The 19,743-nt window shown below is 37.2% G+C and carries 21 protein-coding genes; 5 read left to right on the top strand and 16 right to left on the bottom strand.

All coding sequences use genetic code 11. From position 1 onward, the window contains the following. Positions 1 to 134: 134 nt before the first annotated feature. The 7 genes from tig to FGL89_RS07340 all read right to left on the bottom strand — a co-directional run bounded on the left by tig (position 135) and on the right by FGL89_RS07340 (position 8,910). Complete coding sequence (gene tig, locus FGL89_RS07370) at positions 135 to 1,430, bottom strand: trigger factor (RefSeq protein ID WP_014974612.1); 1,296 nt, start codon at positions 1,428 to 1,430, stop codon at positions 135 to 137. Between the two features lie 210 nt (positions 1,431 to 1,640). Beyond that, positions 1,641 to 4,247: a peptidoglycan amidohydrolase family protein gene (locus FGL89_RS07365; RefSeq protein ID WP_014974613.1), complete on the bottom strand. Its 2,607-nt coding sequence runs from the start codon at positions 4,245 to 4,247 to the stop codon at positions 1,641 to 1,643. Positions 4,248 to 4,518: 271 nt separating this feature from the next. After that, entirely contained in the window at positions 4,519 to 5,661 is a 1,143-nt protein-coding gene (locus FGL89_RS07360; RefSeq protein WP_014974614.1) for a nicotinamide-nucleotide adenylyltransferase, read from the bottom strand. 45 nt (positions 5,662 to 5,706) lie between these two features. Beyond that, positions 5,707 to 6,474, bottom strand: coding sequence for a nicotinamide riboside transporter PnuC (gene pnuC, locus FGL89_RS07355; RefSeq protein WP_014974615.1), 768 nt, complete (start codon positions 6,472 to 6,474; stop codon positions 5,707 to 5,709). A 105-nt stretch (positions 6,475 to 6,579) separates the two neighbouring features. Further along, positions 6,580 to 7,017 carry a peptide-methionine (R)-S-oxide reductase MsrB gene (gene msrB, locus FGL89_RS07350; protein WP_014974616.1) on the bottom strand — a complete coding sequence of 146 codons (438 nt, stop codon included), beginning with the start codon at positions 7,015 to 7,017 and terminating at the stop codon, positions 6,580 to 6,582. Positions 7,018 to 7,107: 90 nt separating this feature from the next. Then, positions 7,108 to 8,523 carry a dipeptidase PepV gene (pepV, locus tag FGL89_RS07345; RefSeq protein ID WP_014974617.1) on the bottom strand — a complete coding sequence of 472 codons (1,416 nt, stop codon included), beginning with the start codon at positions 8,521 to 8,523 and terminating at the stop codon, positions 7,108 to 7,110. A 159-nt stretch (positions 8,524 to 8,682) separates the two neighbouring features. Then, positions 8,683 to 8,910, bottom strand: a complete 228-nt coding sequence (locus tag FGL89_RS07340) for a CsbD family protein (RefSeq protein ID WP_014974618.1) — start codon at positions 8,908 to 8,910, stop codon at positions 8,683 to 8,685. Positions 8,911 to 9,174: 264 nt separating this feature from the next. Between FGL89_RS07340 and FGL89_RS07335 the strand changes: the two genes are divergently transcribed. Both FGL89_RS07335 and FGL89_RS07330 read left to right on the top strand, forming a co-directional pair. After that, entirely contained in the window at positions 9,175 to 9,999 is an 825-nt protein-coding gene (locus tag FGL89_RS07335) for an NAD(P)H-hydrate dehydratase (RefSeq protein WP_014974619.1), read from the top strand. A gap of 95 nt (positions 10,000 to 10,094) precedes the next feature. Beyond that, the gene (locus tag FGL89_RS07330) at positions 10,095 to 10,913 is read left to right on the top strand and encodes an exodeoxyribonuclease III (RefSeq protein WP_014974620.1); all 819 of its coding nucleotides are present in this window, start codon (positions 10,095 to 10,097) and stop codon (positions 10,911 to 10,913) included. 42 nt (positions 10,914 to 10,955) lie between these two features. On the opposite strand, the gene FGL89_RS07325 is transcribed toward FGL89_RS07330, so the two are convergent. From FGL89_RS07325 to tsaE, 3 genes are all read right to left on the bottom strand, one after another. After that, on the bottom strand, positions 10,956 to 11,489 hold the full coding sequence (locus tag FGL89_RS07325; RefSeq protein WP_147000478.1) for a 3'-5' exonuclease: 534 nt from the start codon (positions 11,487 to 11,489) through the stop codon (positions 10,956 to 10,958). A 68-nt stretch (positions 11,490 to 11,557) separates the two neighbouring features. Beyond that, positions 11,558 to 12,046: a GNAT family N-acetyltransferase gene (locus FGL89_RS07320; protein WP_014974622.1), complete on the bottom strand. Its 489-nt coding sequence runs from the start codon at positions 12,044 to 12,046 to the stop codon at positions 11,558 to 11,560. After that, positions 12,031 to 12,492 (bottom strand): tRNA (adenosine(37)-N6)-threonylcarbamoyltransferase complex ATPase subunit type 1 TsaE, encoded by a 462-nt coding sequence (gene tsaE / locus FGL89_RS07315; protein WP_014974623.1) that lies wholly within the window; start codon positions 12,490 to 12,492, stop codon positions 12,031 to 12,033. The genes FGL89_RS07320 and tsaE overlap by 16 nt, the downstream gene beginning before the upstream one ends. A 72-nt stretch (positions 12,493 to 12,564) precedes the next feature. On the opposite strand from tsaE, the gene pncB reads away from it, so the two are divergent. The 3 genes from pncB to FGL89_RS07300 are packed head-to-tail and all read left to right on the top strand — an operon-like array spanning position 12,565 to position 15,488. Continuing rightward, positions 12,565 to 13,914, top strand: a complete 1,350-nt coding sequence (pncB, locus tag FGL89_RS07310; protein WP_014974624.1) for a nicotinate phosphoribosyltransferase — start codon at positions 12,565 to 12,567, stop codon at positions 13,912 to 13,914. A gap of 1 nt (position 13,915) precedes the next feature. Next, positions 13,916 to 14,746 (top strand): NAD(+) synthase, encoded by an 831-nt coding sequence (gene nadE, locus FGL89_RS07305; RefSeq protein ID WP_014974625.1) that lies wholly within the window; start codon positions 13,916 to 13,918, stop codon positions 14,744 to 14,746. A gap of 52 nt (positions 14,747 to 14,798) precedes the next feature. Beyond that, entirely contained in the window at positions 14,799 to 15,488 is a 690-nt protein-coding gene (locus FGL89_RS07300; RefSeq protein WP_014974626.1) for a MucBP domain-containing protein, read from the top strand. Positions 15,489 to 15,866: 378 nt separating this feature from the next. Here the strand turns inward: FGL89_RS07300 and FGL89_RS07295 are convergent, their stop codons facing one another. Genes FGL89_RS07295 through FGL89_RS07270 form a run of 6 tightly spaced genes read right to left on the bottom strand, consistent with a single transcriptional unit; the run spans position 15,867 to position 19,507 of the window. Then, a complete protein-coding gene (locus FGL89_RS07295) occupies positions 15,867 to 16,559 on the bottom strand; it encodes a hypothetical protein (RefSeq protein WP_014974627.1) in 693 nt (230 codons plus the stop codon). Further along, positions 16,552 to 17,184, bottom strand: a complete 633-nt coding sequence (locus FGL89_RS07290; protein WP_135197625.1) for an ABC transporter ATP-binding protein — start codon at positions 17,182 to 17,184, stop codon at positions 16,552 to 16,554. The genes FGL89_RS07295 and FGL89_RS07290 overlap by 8 nt, the downstream gene beginning before the upstream one ends. After that, positions 17,185 to 17,805, bottom strand: a complete 621-nt coding sequence (locus FGL89_RS07285) for a hypothetical protein (RefSeq protein WP_014974629.1) — start codon at positions 17,803 to 17,805, stop codon at positions 17,185 to 17,187. Next, positions 17,793 to 18,479 (bottom strand): hypothetical protein, encoded by a 687-nt coding sequence (locus tag FGL89_RS07280; RefSeq protein WP_014974630.1) that lies wholly within the window; start codon positions 18,477 to 18,479, stop codon positions 17,793 to 17,795. The genes FGL89_RS07285 and FGL89_RS07280 overlap by 13 nt, the downstream gene beginning before the upstream one ends. Beyond that, entirely contained in the window at positions 18,476 to 19,285 is an 810-nt protein-coding gene (locus FGL89_RS07275; RefSeq protein ID WP_014974631.1) for a hypothetical protein, read from the bottom strand. The genes FGL89_RS07280 and FGL89_RS07275 overlap by 4 nt, the downstream gene beginning before the upstream one ends. Positions 19,286 to 19,297: 12 nt before the next feature. Further along, positions 19,298 to 19,507 carry a hypothetical protein gene (locus FGL89_RS07270; RefSeq protein WP_014974632.1) on the bottom strand — a complete coding sequence of 70 codons (210 nt, stop codon included), beginning with the start codon at positions 19,505 to 19,507 and terminating at the stop codon, positions 19,298 to 19,300. Positions 19,508 to 19,743: the final 236 nt, after the last annotated feature.

Genomic DNA, 19,743 nt, shown 5'->3' with positions numbered 1-19,743 from the left:
CTCTTATTTTAACAGATAATTAGCTCGCTACCTACTCCTAACTTTAAATACCAATCAATTATTCACTACAGTACTATTTTGCTTTTAAAGGTAAATAAAAAAAGCCTAATGGCTTATTCTATTTACTTCAATTATTAAACTGCTTTTGCTGAATCAGTAACTTTATTAACTGCTTCACGCATCGCAATATCATGCTTCAACAATGACTCAGATAATGTCGCACGTACTTGAGCTTCATCCATGTTGTATTGTGTAGCCAAATTTTTAATTTCTTCAGTTACTTGTGCTTCAGTTGGTTCAATACCTTCAGCATTAACGATTGCTTCAATTACCAAGTTTGTCTTAACACGTGTTGCTGCACCTTCTTCGAATTGCTTGTGCAAATCATCTTCAGTTTGACCTGAAATTTGGAAGAACATCTCACGTGAAATACCTTGTTGTTGCAATTGTGCCAAGTATTGATCCATTTGACGATGAACATCTTCATCAATCATAGTTTCAGGAATATTGTCACCGTCAACAGATGCATTTTCAACTGCCTTAGCGATAACAGCATCTTCAAAAGCTTCTTTAGCAGCTGAAGCTTTGTCGTCTGCCAACTTCTTAGATGTCTTTTCCTTCAATTCTGCTAATGTTTCAACTTCTTCATCAACATCCTTCGCAAATTCATCATCTAATTCAGGCAATTCCTTACGCTTCAATTCATGAATTTTAACTTCAAACAAAGCTTCTTTACCTGCTAAATCAGCCGCTTGATAGTCTGCAGGGAATGTTACCTTAACATCAACATCTTCACCTGCTGAATGACCAACCAATTGTTCTTCAAAGCCGGGAATGAATTGTCCTGAACCTAATTCTAATGAGAAGTCATTAGATTGACCGCCATCAAAATGGTCGCCATCAACTGAACCGTCAAAATCAATAACAACTGTATCGCCATTTTGAGCTTTAACTTCAGCTTCTTGCAAAACTAATTCAGCTTGACCGTCTTGCAAACGCTTAATTTCTGCATCAACATCGCTATCTGAAACTTCTGTATCTTCAGCTGGTACTTCAAGATTCAAATATTCACCAAGCTTGATTTCAGGTGCTGTTGTAATTTCAGCCTTCATTGTCCAATCTTCACCTTTGTTCATTGACACAGGTTCGATATTAGGACGTCCAACCGGTGTTACACCAGCTTCTTCTACAGCGGCTTCATATGCTGCTGGCAAAACGATATCCATTGTTTGTTGGTATAATGCTTCTTCTCCAAATTTTGAGAAAAATAATGCCTTGGTTACTTTACCCTTACGGAATCCAGGGATAGAAACCTCGTTCTTATTCTGTTGAAAAGCTTTTTCTAAACCTGCTTCAACTTGTGCGCGTGAAATTTCAAATTCTAATGTGCCTTGGTTCTTTTGATCCGCAGCTGGTGTCCAGTTAGACATTGTAAGTCCTCCAAATGTTTTAAATACCTTTTAATTTTATCTTAAAAACCACTAAATCACAACATTTTTATCTTATTTGTTACAAGTAATTAATATATGAGCATAAAACGTTCAAATATCAGACTCATAGATTAATTCGAATTTAGACACCTAGAAAAATATTCTTACCTTGCTTAAGTCAGATTTTTCCAGCTCAGCAAGGATACTTTATTATTGCGCTAAGCGGTAAACGTAATAATAGGGATAGTTATTTTTAGCAGCGTATTGATTATACAAGACTTCCTGCACAGCTGTTCCTTTTTGCCCTTGAGTTATGTAGCATGTTGAGATGAACATTGGGTTTCCCAAGTTATTCGTTATGATACCAATATGACCCGCTCCGCCATTACTATGACCTTGTTGACCCCAGATAACAATATCTCCACGTTTTGACATCCAACCATTGCGATCATTGTTATCAATGAGTTGATAAACGTTCTCTTTCAAGTAATCATGGATCGCCTCAGTATTATACAACCATGTATATGGTGTTCCACCAGCGTCACGAATAGCTTGTACAACCGAACCAGAACAATCAGCTGTTCCGTCTGCCCCATTACGAGAACCATACATTGAATAAGTTAGTTTGCCTTTACGACTTTCGAACCAGTTGATTAATTTGTTCGTGTCAACTTTTAAGTTAACCTTGTTACTCTGTAAATCTTGTTCGAGTACATTTTTAATTACCACACCATTATTAAGTTTAATCGTGTACTTCCAATTTGAGTGTGAATGTTGTTCGGATGCGGCATCAATTATTTTGACATTTTGCCCAACATATTTTTTCAAGTCATGATGACCATTAACTGATTGATCAGCATTACTAACAATATATGCGTTAGCGCCTTTTGCGTATTTAGCAGTGCCAAGATTTTTAGATTTAATTGAATCTGAATCACCATCTTTGTTGAAATGATAAATTTTATCACCAATAGTCACTGATTGATTACGTACTTGTTTAAAGTCAGAACCATAATATTCAATACCTGTCTGACTATAGTGACGCAGACCTTTAAAAGCATCGCCATTGGCTTTCATATAATAATATGTGTTACCAGTACGGACATAACTGTCTCGAATTTGCTTATGGTTAACATCATAATATTCCATATTTGAACCATAATGGCGAACACCCGTCATGGCATAACCATTGTGGTCAAAGAACATTAGTGACCCATTTATCCAAGCGTAGTTATTACGCACTTGCTTATAGCCAGTATTGTAATATTCAAGCTTACCTTTGACTGTACGTGTGCCTTTAATTGCATCGCCGTTATGACTGAAATAGTATCTTGACGCGTTGGCAGTCGCGTAATTATTTCGAACCTGTTTGAAATCAGATCCATAATATTCCAAACCTATTTTACTATACTGACGTAGTCCCTTGAAAGCATCACCATTAGCCTTCATATAATAATATGTATTACCAGTACGGATATAATTATTTCGAACTTGCTTATGGTTAACATCATAATATTCCATATTTGAACCATAATGGCGAACACCAGTCATAGCATAACCGTTACCATCAAAATACATTAATGATTGATTTATCCAAGCGTAATTGTTGCGCACTTGAACATGATTGGTACCGTAAAATTCTAAGTGACCATTGGTTTTTCGTGACCCTTTAAACGCATCACCATTCCCAGTTAGATAATATTTTGAACCACCCACAGTTGCGTAGTTATTTCGTATTTGCTTGAAATCAGGACCATATACTTCAACACCGCCGTTATAATGCCTCATACCCGTTAAAGCATGACCATCTGCTTTATCGAAAAACATTAATGATCCGTTAATCCAAACGTAACCGTATTTCATTTGACCAGACTTGACGTCATAAAATACCGTCTTATGTGCAAGTTTCGTCAGGCCTTTTGACTGCGCACCATTACTGGTAAAATTATACCAGTGACCGCCAATCTTTTTTTCACCAACGACATGTTTACCATTAACATAATATTTGGTTGCGCCATCTTCCTTTGACCAACCATCCTTATGTACTGGTTTATTGGTATAACGTTGTAAATCTTGTTCTAAAACTTTGTCTATCACAACACCATTGTCTAAAGTGACTTGATAATAGAAACTTGACGATGACTGATGAAATCGTGTTATTTTGGTTACTTTGCCACCAATACCTTGATATGCCGTAATATTTTTAGCGTCACCATTATACTTAGCATTTTTCTTAATCTCAACGCGATTATTGATACCAAACACATTTGTTTTAATAAAAGCACTGACACCTTGTTCTAATACGTTAGACACAACAACACCGTTATCTAATTTAATATTGTACACATAATTTGAATTGCCATGTTTTTGAGCTGTCGTTTTAGTCACTACACCTGATTGGTTAGCATAACTGCTTAATCGTACGCCATTTGATGTTTTCGCTGCAGCGGTCAAGGTCACTACAGAACCGGTTTTAAATTTAGACTGCGGTATTTGAACAGATCGTGTGGATACTGTTGCGCTAGAATGTGTGCTTTGTTTCGTAGTATCTCTCGAAACTGAATGTTGCTGTTCTACAATTGAACTTAACGATTTTGTGCGCGATACCTGTGAATCATCACTCGAACTTGATGTCTTGGTGCTTGATACCTGTGAAGTATGACTCGAACTTGACGATGACATCACACTCGAAGTTTGTGTTTTTGATGAACCTACTTTATTTTCATCAGCGTTAACAGTAGACAGACTACCTAAAACGCCACCGATGATTACTGTTGAAACGAGCAGTTCTTTCACTCGTAATTTTTTATTTATCAAAACAAGAAAATCTCCATTTCTCCATCTCACGTCTGACGTGATTTTATATAACATGCATATTTTACCATAACTGTCATTCGTTTAAACTTTTATTATAGAAATATCTGCCATATAAAAAAAAGGCGTATAACCGCCTTTTTTATTGATAGGATGTGCTTCTACCAACTTCATAATTTTAACCTTTTAAATATTTTACTTAGTTTGAACCTTATTGATCTGACACACACATCTGAAGTATGTATATCACCATATATTTGATTTAATATTAAGCTTACAAATGCTTAATATTAAATCCTGTCTTCTCCTGAATGGCATCAAGTGCTTGCAAATACCTGGCATAATAACCATACGGATCTTCACTATCACCTTTAGCATCAAGTAAAACAACTTTGTCCATAAAGCCATATTGCGCAATAACTCGTAACAATTTGTTATGAAACTCCCAACGTGAATCCTGATCAGCAGTACCCATATTTCGAAAACCATCATCGACGTATGGTGTGACTGGTGGAATAACTAAAATTAAATCAATTAATTCTTCATCAATTGTATTATCAAATAATGGTTGTAATTGTGCGTTATCTGCTTCGTTTAGCCACGTATCTGCATAAACTTTTGTAACCATTGCATCAGTATCAAAAATAGTTAATCCATTATTAGCTGGTGAATTAATTTCTTGAGAGTTCGCATCATATTGTCCTTGGATTAGCCGAATATAGTCCTTAACCACCAATTCATCATCACTGACATTAGATCGTTCTTGATATTCACGAGCATATTCTTCAGAAAATGGTGAGTTGCTCGTTCTTGCCAAACGTCGTACCAAAGTTGATTTACCTGTTGATGCCGAACCCATGACAGTTACTTTTTTAGTAAAGTGACGACGAAACACACGATTAATATAATCCCAGTTTGCTATGGGGCTTTTTCGGATTGCCGTTGCAGAAATTTTTAAAACGGTTCTATCCATTAAACTGACAGTAAACTGACCAGTTTGTGGCAGCCTTTTCTCCAATTCGTGCTTATAATTTTCTTCCCCAGTATAAAAAGTAATCTTAGCATCTGGATTCACAATATTTCGCTGAACAGTTGTCACCAAAATATGTGTCCACTCATCCCAACCATCAGGCATCTGCGGGATAGCATCTTCATTAATATAATCCACTTTAATAGCAGTTTCGTCACTAAATGCTTCACGCAAGTATCTAAAACGCTTTTCAACAGGTAATCCAATTTGGTACCCTCGGTCACCAGTATACCCAGAAGCAATCACAACGACACCATCATTTAACGCTGCCGCTTTATAAATTTCTGCTTGATGCCCAACATGCATTGGTGCTAACGTACCAAAAAACACACCAATTTTGTCACCAACTAAGTCATCTTTGTATAAATTCCCTGCAAATGTTCTCATGTTAATAGCTACACATAGTACTGCGCCATCACGCAGTACTATACCTCACGCTTTCTTTGTTAGTTTTCGCCACTGAATAATACCATATATTGCGTTAACTGTCAGGGCTAAATTCATCCCCAACATTGCAAATGCACTCGGATCAGCATGTCCTGTCCAAGCACGCCCCCACAAAACAAGTTCCACAAGGTCAAACAGTAACCAAGCATACCAGGATTCTGCAAATTTAGCGGTCTGCAGAATTTGAGCACCCATTGAAATTGTTGTTGTCAAGCCGTCCATATAAGGTTGTCGTGAACCAGCTTGTTCTAAAATTAAGCCAACAATTGCCAGAATTACAATAAATACTGGTACGACAAACAACCACTGTTTACGTGACATATATTTCGTTGTCACCACATCTTGGTTATCTTTTGCCACGTCTTTGTCTCGCTTCATATATCCTAGCCAAGCCGCGACACCAACGAACTGCATGACGACCCAGAAAGCACTTAAGGCAACCTCACCAAATAATTGAGATTGAAAAGCTAAAGGCATATACATTGCCGAATAGACTAATCCCCAAAAATAGTTAGTAATGCGACCCTTTGCCACTAATACAACCGTAATAATATTCATTAATCCAGTTGCTAAACCAAACCAATCATAATTATGATTGTGTGCTACACCTAATCCCCAAACTGTACTTTGTAAAGTAATTAAGACCAAAAAGAGAATCATCTCCGGTAATGTCCAACCAAATAATAACTCTTTGACAATATTTATAGGATTAAAATACCGCCAAAATTGGTTAATGCGCACATTCTTTTTCATTTTCATCGCTCCATATTGTATTTCATATAATTATAGCAATAATATCAATAAAATACTTTCAAAAACAGACTTTAAATCAAATAATCATTTGCACCATAGCACATACTAGGCAAATAATTCTAGATATTGGCTATATCCTTCTTTTTCAAGATCTTTTTTCGGCACAAAACGAAGACTCGCTGAATTAATACAGTAACGTAACCCACCTTTATCCACAGGACCGTCAGTAAACAAATGACCCAAATGAGAGCCTGCTTCGCTTGATGTGACTTCTGTCCTTGTCATACCTAGGGACTGATCAACGTGCCGATTAATATTGTCATCATCAATACCCTTGGTAAAAGAAGGCCAGCCACAGCCAGAATCATATTTATCAATAGAACTAAATAGCGGTTCTCCACTGACAATATCCACAAAAATACCATCATCCCACCATTGATCATACTTACCTGTAAATGGTCGTTCCGTGGCAGCGTGTTGGGTCACTTCATATTCTTCTGATGTTAAGCGCTGCTTTAATTCGTCATCAGTATATTTTTTCATTTGTAGAGCCTCTCTTTCAGTTCGTTATCCGTATTGAAATTTGTCTTATTTGCAAAAAAAGCCGAACTTTCGTTCTGACTTCTTTAAATATTAATCTAAATTTGTAATCTCAGCGATTGCTTGTGCATAAATTGCTGTTGAACGGTACAAATCATTCAACAAAGCAAATTCGTTCACTTGATGCATGGTATCAGGTGAATCTGGGAACAACGCACCAAACGCAACCCCACGTTTCATCAAGCGACCATAAGTGCCACCACCAATAACTTGATCGTGTGCTGGCAGACCTGTTTGTTCATGATAAACACGCAACAATGTTTCAACAATTGGATCAGTTGGTGCCACATAATGTGGTTCTTGTGAATGACCACCAATGGTTGGTACCACTTGCCATCCATCCAAATGCGCTGATAACCCAGCAACAATTGTTTCTGGTGTTATACCCTTTGGATAGCGGAAATTAAAGTTGATAAATGTCTTTTCACCGGCAACAAACTTTTGAATGCCTACGTTCATTGATAACGGTCCCATCACATCATCAGTATAATTAACACCAAATTTTTGACCGATTGTATCTTGATGAGCTGGTGTACCAAGATAAGTTAAGAATGATTTTGCCGTACCACCAAAATCAACATTTTGTAAGAAATTAGCCAAATATGTCCCAGCATTTTCGCCAGTCTCAGGCATAGCGCCATGAACCTGTTTGCCATTAACAAGGAAGTTAATCTGATCCTCATCAACATCACTTGTGCCAGAAATTTGTTCATTCTCATCTAAGAAAGTCGCAAAAGCACTTGTGAGCTTTGAAACTTGACTTGACCTGACAGTAGCACGTGCTCTACCAGGAACCATATTCGTCCTTGATCCCGCTTCAAAACTCAGCAAATCAACTGTGCCACCGTTTGTCGCGTCATCATTAATTTCAACTTGTACATTTCCCTTTTCACCATTAATAATTGGATATTCGGCATCTGGTGAAAATCCAAATACTGGCGCTTCTTCGACTTCAAAATAGCGGGTCATGCATTTCCAGTCATTTTCCTCATCAGTACCGATGATTAAACGTACACGACGTTTTAAAGGCACCTTTAAATCAGACAAAATTTTAAAGGCATAATAAGCCGACATGCCTGGTCCTTTATCATCTGAAGCACCGCGGGCAATGATTTTGTCATTTGTTACTACCGGTGTAAACGGCTCTGTTTCCCAACCTTCACCAGCTGGCATTACATCAACATGAGACAAAATCGCAACATATTCGTCAGCATCTTTGGGACCAATTTCAATGTATCCTACAATATTATCAATATTTTTTGTTGTGAACCCATCACGTTCAGCAATAGCTAAGAATTTGTCCAAAGCAGCTTTAGGTCCTGGACCCAAAGGGGCGTCGGGTGTTGCCTTGGCATCATCACGAATTGATTCAACAGCCAACAGTGACTTTAAGTCTTCAATATAAGCAGCTTGACGCGAAGCTGTTTCTTTCTTCCAATCGATCGTCATATTTTTAGAAAACCCTTCCATTTATTAATATAACTCTCATTATACTGTTTGTTTCAATTATAGCAAGTATTCAGAGCTGATCATCACAAGCATCATTTATTGTCAAAAAAAGCCACCTTCGTAAAGGTGACAACTCATCATTTAAAATCTGAAATTAATTTACTTCTTGAGATTATCAACGCCGTCTTTGACAGCTTCAACAGCATCTTCTGCCTTGTCTTTCACAGTATCAGCAGCATCTGAAATCTTGTCTTTTGCTTTACCAAAAAATCCTTGTGCTTTACCTTCTGCTTCACGAGCCTTATCACCGGTAACTTTGCCTTCTACTTCTTTTGCCTTACCAGCAACCTTGTCCTTAGCATTATCAAACTTTTCATCAACTGACATAAACATGTTCTCCTTGAATTTTATTTGATGTTACACATATATTATATCATATTCTAATTGTTTTTGTGAATGCCCCATTTTAATCTCTGAATGCTTAATCTGCTGTCGTATAAATTTATCATCCTTTTAGATTCATTTGTAAAACGATATTTTGTGCTATAAAATGTAACTATATGAGAGAATATTGTCATTTACCACGCAATATTATTTGTGTAATGTTCAATTAATTCTATCCCAGCTTGATAAACAAGGAGTATAACAAATATGAAAAAGTTAACAGAAAATATTCTTTATCAGGTTATTAAAAAACGTCCCGAACAATCGTACAAAGGTACCTATGGTCGCGTATTAATTATTGGTGGTACCAAACAATTTGGTGGTGCCGCCATCATGAATGCTTTAGCTAGCGTCCATTCTGGCGCTGGTTTAGTAACAGTTGCAACTGATCCATCCAATTTTACAGCGCTACATAGCCACTTACCTGAAGCAATGGTAGTTAATTTTAACGACTACCTGATCCCGTATATTCAATCACACGACGTTATTCTTATTGGTTCTGGTCTTGGAGACCGTTTAGATTTAGTAAAAACGACTTTTGCAGCTGTCAGTGCCAAACAAATAATGATTGTTGATGGTTCTGCTTTAACATTAGTCGCAGCAAATCATCTGGTTTGGCCGACATCTCGATTAATTATTACCCCACATCAGATGGAATGGCAACGTGTTAGTGACGTGCCAATCAGTCAACAAACTTTTGAAGCTTTAAATTCTTCGGCACGAGCTCATTTTAACGTTAAACCAATCGTGGTGTTAAAACAATTTCACACGCAAATTTATACGGATAATGGTAGCTTTGAACTCACAATTGGGGGCCCGTACCAAGCTACTGGTGGGATGGGTGACACCTTAGCAGGTATTATTGCTGGTTTTGTTGCACAATTTTCCAATACATCGCTAGACGATAATGTTTTAGCTGCTGTTTACATTCATTCCGCAATTGCTGATGAATTAGCGCAACAATCATTTGTGACGCTACCGACACAAATCAGCGCTAAACTACCATATTTTATGAAAAAATACGCAAATTAAGCTGAACTGCAAGCATGTCAGTGCGATGATTTCTCCATACGTTCTATTTCTCAAATATGATAAACTATTCTTATCGACAATAAAAGGAAGAATATATGCAATTTATATCATGGAATATCGACTCAATTAACGCTGCTGTGGAACACAAATCTGCGCGCGGTGAAATGACATGGGAAACATTAACACATATTGCCTCACGTCAACCAGACGTTTTTGCTATCCAAGAAACTAAATTAAAAAATACTGGCATGACTAAAAAACAAGCTGAGGCAATTGCTAATCTATTTCCTGACTACGAACTCTACTGGCGTTCAAGCACGGCAAGGTCTGGTTATTCTGGTACGATGATATTATCGCGTCTAAAACCCATTAGTGTAGATTATCCCAGCATAGGTGCCCCAGGTGATATGGACCAAGAAGGCCGTATTATTACCCTAGAGTTTGAAAATTACTTTGTTTCAACAGTTTACACCCCAAACTCTGGCTCGTCACTCGTAAGACTCGACGATCGTGGTATGTGGGATAATGCTTATCGTGCCTACATACAATCTTTAGATGATCAAAAGCCCGTTATTTTCAGTGGCGATATGAATGTAGCTCACGAAGAGATTGATTTGAAAAATCCAAAAACAAACCGTCACTCAGCTGGATTTACAGATCAAGAACGTGAAAAATTCAGTCAATTACTCAAAGCTGGATTTACGGATACTTTGCGTTTTCAAAATCCAGAAATACCAAGCATTTATACTTGGTGGGCACAAATTAGTAAAACAAGTAAAATCAATAATTCAGGTTGGCGAATTGATTATTACCTCGTCAGTAATCGTATCGCTAATCAAATAGCAAATACTGGTGTAATAGATACTGGTGCACGCCAAGATCACGCCCCCATTCTACTCGAAATGGATTTTTAATTGATCATCATTTACCAAAAAATAAACTGTCATAATGACAGTTTATTTATTTTTCACAAAAGTTTTCAACTGATCTTCTCCGAAATGATGTGCCTCGTAAATTAAAATATTAGCTGCTGCCACCGCATCGTCTAATGCATTATGGTGATGAGCTAAAACAATACCTAAATTGCTAGTCACTGTATTGAGCTTGTGGTTTTCAAAATTTGGAAACAAGCGCCGGCTACTACGTACTGTATCTAATAACATGTAATGAGGTTCTTCTATGCCATAATAAGCCAATGTTCCCTTTAGCACACTATTATCAAATGTAGCATTATGTGCGACAATCAACTTGTCCTCGGTAAATAGCGGCGAAATTTTGTCCCATACTTCTGGAAATTTAGGTGCATTAGCAACGTCTTGTTCGTGTATGCCATTGATTGCAACATTACGTGAGCTAAAATAAGTCTCTGGTTTAATCAAACTATAAAATTTATCAACAACTTGACTATCACGAACAACTGCAATAGCAACTGAAACTGCCGAATGCTTTTCATGATTTGCCGTTTCAAAATCCATGGCAACAAAATTCATTTTATCCACTCCTTTGGCAACTTAAAGCCTCATTGATCCTGTTTCTATACTAACTGATTTACAGTTATTTATAGTACTTTTAACATGCGTTGTAATTCTGTTTTCCTACCATTTGGTAACTCGATGGCCGTCACCTCACCGACATTTTTAAAGTCATATTTTTGGTACAGATGAATCGCAACCTGATTGTCAGTTTGTACATCAAGCCATAAACTTTCTAGTGACATCTGCTGCGCCCAATCAATTAGGGTATCCATAGACGCTTGCCCTAAACCTGCCCCTTGAAATTGTTGCAAAATTGCAATACCTAATTCACCATCAGCAATGGATGATATACCAACTGGTTGAGACATTTCATCTTGTTCTGCAATGAGAAGTAATGTAATCGCTGGCTGATGGGACATTTCAGGTTCATCTTGTCCTTGACGGACACTCCCAATCATAAAAGTATCCGTTTCTTGCATCAACAACTCAATTAGTGCTTGCCATGCTACAACACGTTGCATGCCAGCTTCCTCGAAGCTAAACGTTATCGGTTGTGTCATATCAAAAGGCATAGCTTTTCCTCAATACTTTCTGCCGATCCAATACCATGAACTTGAATAAAACGCACATCATCTTGTGCCCCTCTTGTAAAATTAAGCTCCAAACGATCTTTTGGTAGTAAATCTTTCATGTACTGTGGCCATTCAATCAATGTCACACCATCAGTACCAACATAGTCTTCAAAACCTTGATCTTGTGCACCAGTTTCTTCTAAACGGTAGGCATCAAAATGATAAATTGGAAAATCATTTGCTACATATGTATTCATTATGTTAAATGTTGGGCTTTTGACACGTGCATTCACACCTAATGCACGAGCAAATCCCTGAGTAAATGTTGTTTTCCCGGCACCTAGGTCACCCGCCAAAGCGATTACCAAGCCTGGTTTGGCAAAACTAGCCACCTGCTGGGCAAAAGTTTGTGTTTCACTTGTATTGTTTGTCAAAATTTCTTTCATAAATTAATTATAGCACGGCTTTTATATTCTATTTTTGCTATAATGAATTTAATAATCTCAAAGGACATCAGCATGATTTATCCAGACGATTCACTCACACTACACACAGATTTATACCAAATCAATATGATTTACACGTACTGGCAGACAGGAATTGATCAAAAACCAGTTGTTTTTGAGGCCTATTTTCGACAAGAACCTTTTGGTAACGGTTTCGTTGTATTTGCTGGTTTGACACATGTCATTAGTTTTCTGGAAAAACTAAAGTTCAGTCAAACAGATTTGGCATATTTAAAAAGTTTAAACTTATATAGTGACGAATTTTTAAATTATCTTCAAAATTGGCGACTAACAGCAACATTGCGCGCGCCACATGAAGGTGAAATCATGTTTGCCCATGAGCCCCTGTTACAAATTGAAGGGCCACTCGTTGATGCACAATTACTCGAAACAGCTTTGCTTAATATGGTTAACTTTCAAACTTTGATTGCAACCAAGGCTGCGCGTGTTGTCATCGCTGCTCAAGGTGATCCACTCATGGAATTTGGTACACGACGAGCTCAAGAACTTGATGCTGCTCTCTGGGGTACACGTGCAGCTTATATCGGTGGCTTTGGCGCAACATCAAATGTACGCGCGGGTAAACTATTTAATATTCCCGTATCTGGGACACATGCACATGCTTTAGTACAAGCCTATCAGAATGACTATGCAGCATTTAAAGCCTATGCACAAACGCACAACGATGTCGTCTTCCTAGTTGATACCTTTGATACATTAAAGTCTGGTGTTCCTGCCGCTATTAAAGTCGCCAAAGAGCTGGGCGATAAAATTAATTTTCAAGGTATTCGTATTGACTCTGGTGACATGGTACTGCTATCAAATCGTGTTCGTGATATGCTCGATGCAGCTGGCTTTCCGCAAGCTAAGATTTATGCTTCGAATGATCTTGACGAATATACCATCACTGACTTAAAGCAACGCGGTGCCAAAATTGACGTTTGGGGTGTGGGTACAAAACTAATTACCGCTTTTGATCAACCAGCTCTTGGCGCGGTTTACAAAATGGTTAGCATTGATGGTAAAAACACAATTAAACTATCCAATGATATTGAAAAAATTTCAATTCCTGGAAAAAAGCAAATTTGGCGTCAACAAGATGCTGATATACTAACGTTTGCTGACGAAAATAATACTGGTCGCCCGATTCTACATGATATTTTTGTTAATGGTAAAAAACATTATGACATACCAGCGATTCAACAAATACAAGTCTATGCGAAACAATCGCTTGCGGCATTGCCGAATCGCTTTAAACAACTCATAAACCCAGCTATTTATCCAGTTACCTTGTCCGAAGAATTATCAGCTGCTAAATCATTAGCCATCACCAACATCCAACAAACAATGGAGGAAAACTAATATGCATGCATTACAGGCTCAAATCATTGCTGACCTTCATGTTCAACCTATAATTGATCCGAAATCAGAAGTACGACGTAGCATCAATTTTTTAAAAATTTATTTACAAAAAAATCCACAATATAAAAGTTACGTCATTGCCGTTAGTGGTGGACAAGATTCAACCTTAGCTGGTAAACTCGCTGCGCTAGCCGTAGATGAATTAAACAAAGAATCATCACTAAATGATGATTATCAGATTGTTGCTGTTCGTCAACCTTATGGTGAACAGTTAGATGAAGCTGATGCACTTGCAGCATTGAATTTTATTTCACCTGATGTGACCGTGACTACTAATATTAAAACAGCCACAGATGCGATGACTTTGGCTTTACGTGATAGTGGCTTGTCTGTAGACGATATGAGTCGTGGCTCAATCAAACCAAAAATGCGCATGATCGCACAATATGCAGTTGCTCGTGAACATAATGGTGTAGTTATTGGTACTGATCACGCTGCTGAAGCCTTCGCTGGCTTTTTTACAAAGTATGGTGATGGTGGTACAGATATCAATCCACTATGGCGTTTAAACAAGCGTCAAGGACGCCAAATGCTCGCTTATCTAGATGCGCCCGCCGAGTTATATGAAAAAATACCAACAGCAGACTTAGAAGACCAACGCCCTCAGCTACCTGATGAAGTCGCTCTTGGCGTAAGTTATGACCTCATTGATAATTATTTAGAAGGTAAGCAGATATCAACTGAAGCTGCAAATAAAATTGAGCAACTCTATCTCACTAGTGCACATAAGCGACATGAACCCATTACGATTTATGATACTTGGTTCTATTAACCCCTTTTCATAAAATATTTGATCTTCACATTCCAATTTTAGAGGTTAACACATGACAAATGAAGCACCCGTTTGGGTTTATTATAAAAATATAGCAACGCAAGAAACCCTCCTAGAACCTCATCGCCTGGATGGTAATATCGGTGAATCTTACACAATTAATACACCAGATCTGACAAACTATAAATATGTGGATAACTCTGGTGAATTATCTGGTGTTTTTGGTAACATGCCACAATCACTTCAAATTTTTTATCAACCAACATCTTGGCAAGCTGTTCACCGTGTGACTATGTATATTCACATGAAAAACGTTGTCGTAAGCTATGCGGCACCTGATGACTATAATCATGTCACAGCTAATCTAACCAATGATAGCTATTGGGCAACCCCACTACGCGTGATCACTGGTAATGGTCAGTTCTGGTATCAAATTGGTGATCATAATTGGGTCCCTTACGACATCACATTGATGACATTATCTGATACAGCACCAAATATTGAAAATATTAATTATATTAAAGATGCAGAACTAGAGAATGATCAGCCAAATGCGATAGTTAATTTCTTGCCCGAACAATCAACAGAGGTTTTTGAATCTCCCTATGGTCTACCCATTGGTAGCGTCTTAGATGGTGATTTCGTTGCTATTACTACAGAACAGCATGATAAGAATCATTTAGTTTGGTATAAACTGGCGCACCATGGTTGGATTAACAGTATCTACATTGATAAAATATAAATAAAAATATGACCTGCTATATGTAGTGTAATGTGAACCCTTTTCATCTCTGATTGGATGCAATGCCCCACGCTCACTTAAAATCTTTTATACATTTCATATTTTTCAACTTATTTGTAAATAGATAACAAAGCCGCCCTATAAATTAATGTAGGACGGTTTTATGCATGGAAATAATTAGCATGCCTTATCGCGGTACAGATTCTATTTTGTATTGTGCAACTCGAGACGGCATCGGATTAGTTTACAACAACCACTAACTTTCTTTAACACCCCCACCTACCTTTGTAGCAACTAATTATGTTTTCGTTATAACAGATAATATCAATTAAAGGTGGTTTCTCCAATTTTTATCAAAATGAAATATCACATGACTTTTCAATCTGTCAGAGGCATCAATTCAACATAACTACCATGCTCTACGCCAGAAAAAGTAATGCTTAGTAAGCGATGATTTTCAAGTAAGATAATAGGACTTGAGCGATTTAATGTTGATGATATAATGCCACCCTGACCATCACCACTGCCATTACCATTTAGAAACTTACTATCAACTGTAATTGTCGCTGGCCGAAATTTGTCGCGTTGTATTGTTTGACGTTTGATATCGTGAATCTTAACTTGATAACGTCCTTCGGGAATTTGTCGATTAACTACATAATTTCCTGGTGTTGAAATCGTATAAACATTATTTCGTTTCATCAAAGGTTTAAACTCAGCGGGTTCAAATTTTACTGCCTCACCCTGACCAACATTAAATGTTGTTGTTCGATCAAGGGTTAAACCAAGATAACGATCACCACGCTGACCGTCAGATAACACAGGTGTATTCACTAAATGATCGGATTTTATCGTGATATCATAGATACCAGTGGTTAAACCAAGTTGCATAATACCTTTTACACCACCTACGTTTTCGATGACACTTGATATTGCAGTATTTTTACTTTGACCCAATAACTGTCGTGGTCCTTCTGGCATAACGTGATTTTTAATAATCGGTACTAACTGCCACAAAAAAACACCAAAACCACAAACAATAATAGCTGTGATAATCCATTTTTTATACATCTGACACAATCTCCCCATCGGACAAATCAATAATTTTATCAGCTAATAGCGTTAAGTCTTCTAAATTATGACTGGCTAATATAATCGTTGCCCCACGTTGTGCTTCTTCTGCCAAAAGTTCACGTATTTGTATCACACCTTTTTGATCGATTGCATTGGTAGGCTCATCCAATAAAATTAAACTAGGTTTTTCAAATAAAGCCTGTGCTATAGCACCACGTTGCTTCATACCTAAGGAAAACTTTGCAACTTTACGTGAATCATTTGTTGCCAAACCAACACGTGCAATCGTCTGTTCAATATCATCATCAGTAGCAACTTTTTTTATTTGCGATAATAGTTTTAAATTTTTGGTTAATGAGAATTCAGGAGCCAAATTATTATTTTCAATCAGCAAGCCAAGGCTTGGTGGAAAATCAATATTTTCACCTAACACCTCACCATCAACCACGATACGCCCAGAACTCACTCGTATTAAACCAGCTAGTGCCCGTAGAAACATTGTTTTTCCAGCACCGTTTCGACCACGCAGACCATATATTTTACCAGCTTCAAAAATATATGACACATCTTTTAAAATTGTTTCTTTTTTTATCTTAACCGTTATATTTTTTACTTCTATCATTTAGATTACCTGTTTTTTTCTGTATATATAGCCTAGACCCGCATATAACCCTGTAATAATCATTAGCATTATGATAGTTTTACATGTATTCAACTCTGAAAATCGGCCAAATAAAAATAATAGGGGCTGCAGTATCGGTGTTTTGACAAACAATCCAAATCCTATCATGCCAACCATCATAGCCAAACTACTAACACTACTGAAATAAGATTCAACTATACGTTGTAATAGATGCCACATCACATAAAAACATATGACACCAGTCCATCTATAATCAATGCCTGTTTGTTTTGTCAAAAAAATTTGACTAAGAATAATGGTAAAGGTGGTAACAATAACAATAATTGTAGAATGTAAATAGCTTTTGATCATCACTTGTAAGCGATTCTTATGTCTCACAAAATAGTTCAGTCCCTGACCTGTTTGCATACGCTCCTCCCAACCAATAATCATTATAAATGGCATTAGTTGAGATACTAGTAAAGTGATCTGTTGTACATAAGTGATAGTCGATTGATTCATCAAATATATTGGCGTTTCATGCGTCAATTGTTGCCCAACAACAAAAACAGCACTTAAAATAAAACATATCACTATTTGATATTTCGTTATTTGTACCATTGCAACCACTTTGCTTTCGATTCACCAATAAGGTAAATACCAATAATTACAAATATCCAAATCCCCATCATAAAGTAGGGAATAACTATCGTCACATCTGGCCATTCTCCAATCATGCTCACAATCGCATAATATTGCCAAGGTAATGACACTGTCAGCCTTGTCGTCGCCATTACCACAATAGAAATAAGTGTTGCGACAATTAATGCCAACCACCGTTTATTCGTGCCATTATAAATCACCATCATCAAAATATGCATCGTGGTTAACGACAAAAAAGCAGTAACTAATTGGAGCGACCATAGCAATAAAAAAATATTGAATTGATTGGTAGTCATTGTAATAACTGGTACTCGTATCATGCCCATAACACCAATAATTATTACAAAAATGATCGCATCTCGTATACCTTGTCGCACGTTTTTCCTAAAAATAGCGACGCGATTTTTTTGTCGCATTAATTTCTGCAAGTCTATTGTTATATTTTTAATTGTTATGGCCAAGAAAAGTGGTACAAAAAGTGTCCACCACACCAGTGCATCTAAATAACGACTGGCTTCATAACGCGACCAGTCTCCAAAATCATACACCATCCCAAATTTATACCAAGTAAAGAAAAATATACAAAAAATAATGGCAGTCACACCTAACCAACTTATATTTTTTTTACTCATGATATGTGCCACCTAACAAAATAACGATAAATTAAACTATTAAACACGATAGCCCCAATTGTTAAGATCACATAACCTAGAATAATGTGATTTAAATAAGCTGGTATCAATGGTTGCATTAACTTATTGATACTCAGACTACCACCAGCCCAGAAAGGTAAGTATATGGCCAATGTGAGTAACACAAGTTGATATAGTTTTGTAACGATTAACCCTAGTGAAACCAAAATCGTCCCAAATATAATGAACAACCAAGTATTCCCCAAGCTATACAATATATCAGTCATTAAGAGATGTTGCCAGCTCCAGACACCCCAATGCCAGATTAGATCTGATTTTAATGGCATGATCACCTCTGGACCTATGGGATCAGCATAGCTTTTTGTAATCACCAACCTACTACCAAGAACAATAAGATGATTAAGTAATAATGGACCAATAAATAATAGACCACTTGTCATAGCTGAACCAATATATAATTGTTGCAAATATTTTTTATATCCTAGTCTTGCCATAACAGCAACATCAAATCCTGATTTTTGATCGCTGATCTGATGGTTGGTCACACCACCTAATATAAACAGTGGCAAAACACTATACATTGCTGTGCTCAAAAAACTAAATGCACTTTCGCCATTGCCTACAAGAACAAAGGTCATACGTAATATCGTATGGCCTTTGTATAATCCATAATTAAACGGATGTATGCCTAAAAAAGTTAACACCATAATAGATGTTGTTATTATTAGCAATACTTTATAGGAAAGACTAGCAATAATTCGCTTGAAGAAAAAATTACTAATCATACTGTTATCTCCTTAATTCGGACGTCGTGAATCTGACGTCGCAATATATCCAGTAGCCTCATCCCACCACCCAGAAATTTGTTGTGAATATGAAGATCGTTCAGTGTTTGCCACTTTTAATCTTGTACTTTTCTTTTCTGCCGACCCGTCACTTGGAGAGTACGCATAATCTAAATAAGGACCAGCTGTAACGACTCTAGAAGCATCACCCCAACCGAACAACTTATTTGCTTGAAGTCTAAACGAACATTAGGTCTTATACCCCTCGGTAGAAGTACCAACACCAACCTTGAAATTATTACGCCTATCACTCGTATTACGATAGCGTGCTCCAGTATAATTTGCTTGGCTTTGGCATCACTGTTAAATTAAATGGCATGTAATATAACTTAGCATCGGCTTTTGATATCATTCCAATTGCCAATGCTTATCCGATTATTAGTGAACCTGTCATTGCT

Source organism: Leuconostoc carnosum (genome assembly GCF_007954525.1).
In the GTDB taxonomy this organism is placed as follows: domain Bacteria; phylum Bacillota; class Bacilli; order Lactobacillales; family Lactobacillaceae; genus Leuconostoc; species Leuconostoc carnosum.
Note: the sequence above shows the minus strand (reverse complement) of the source record. Positions and strands in the feature narration are given on the sequence as shown.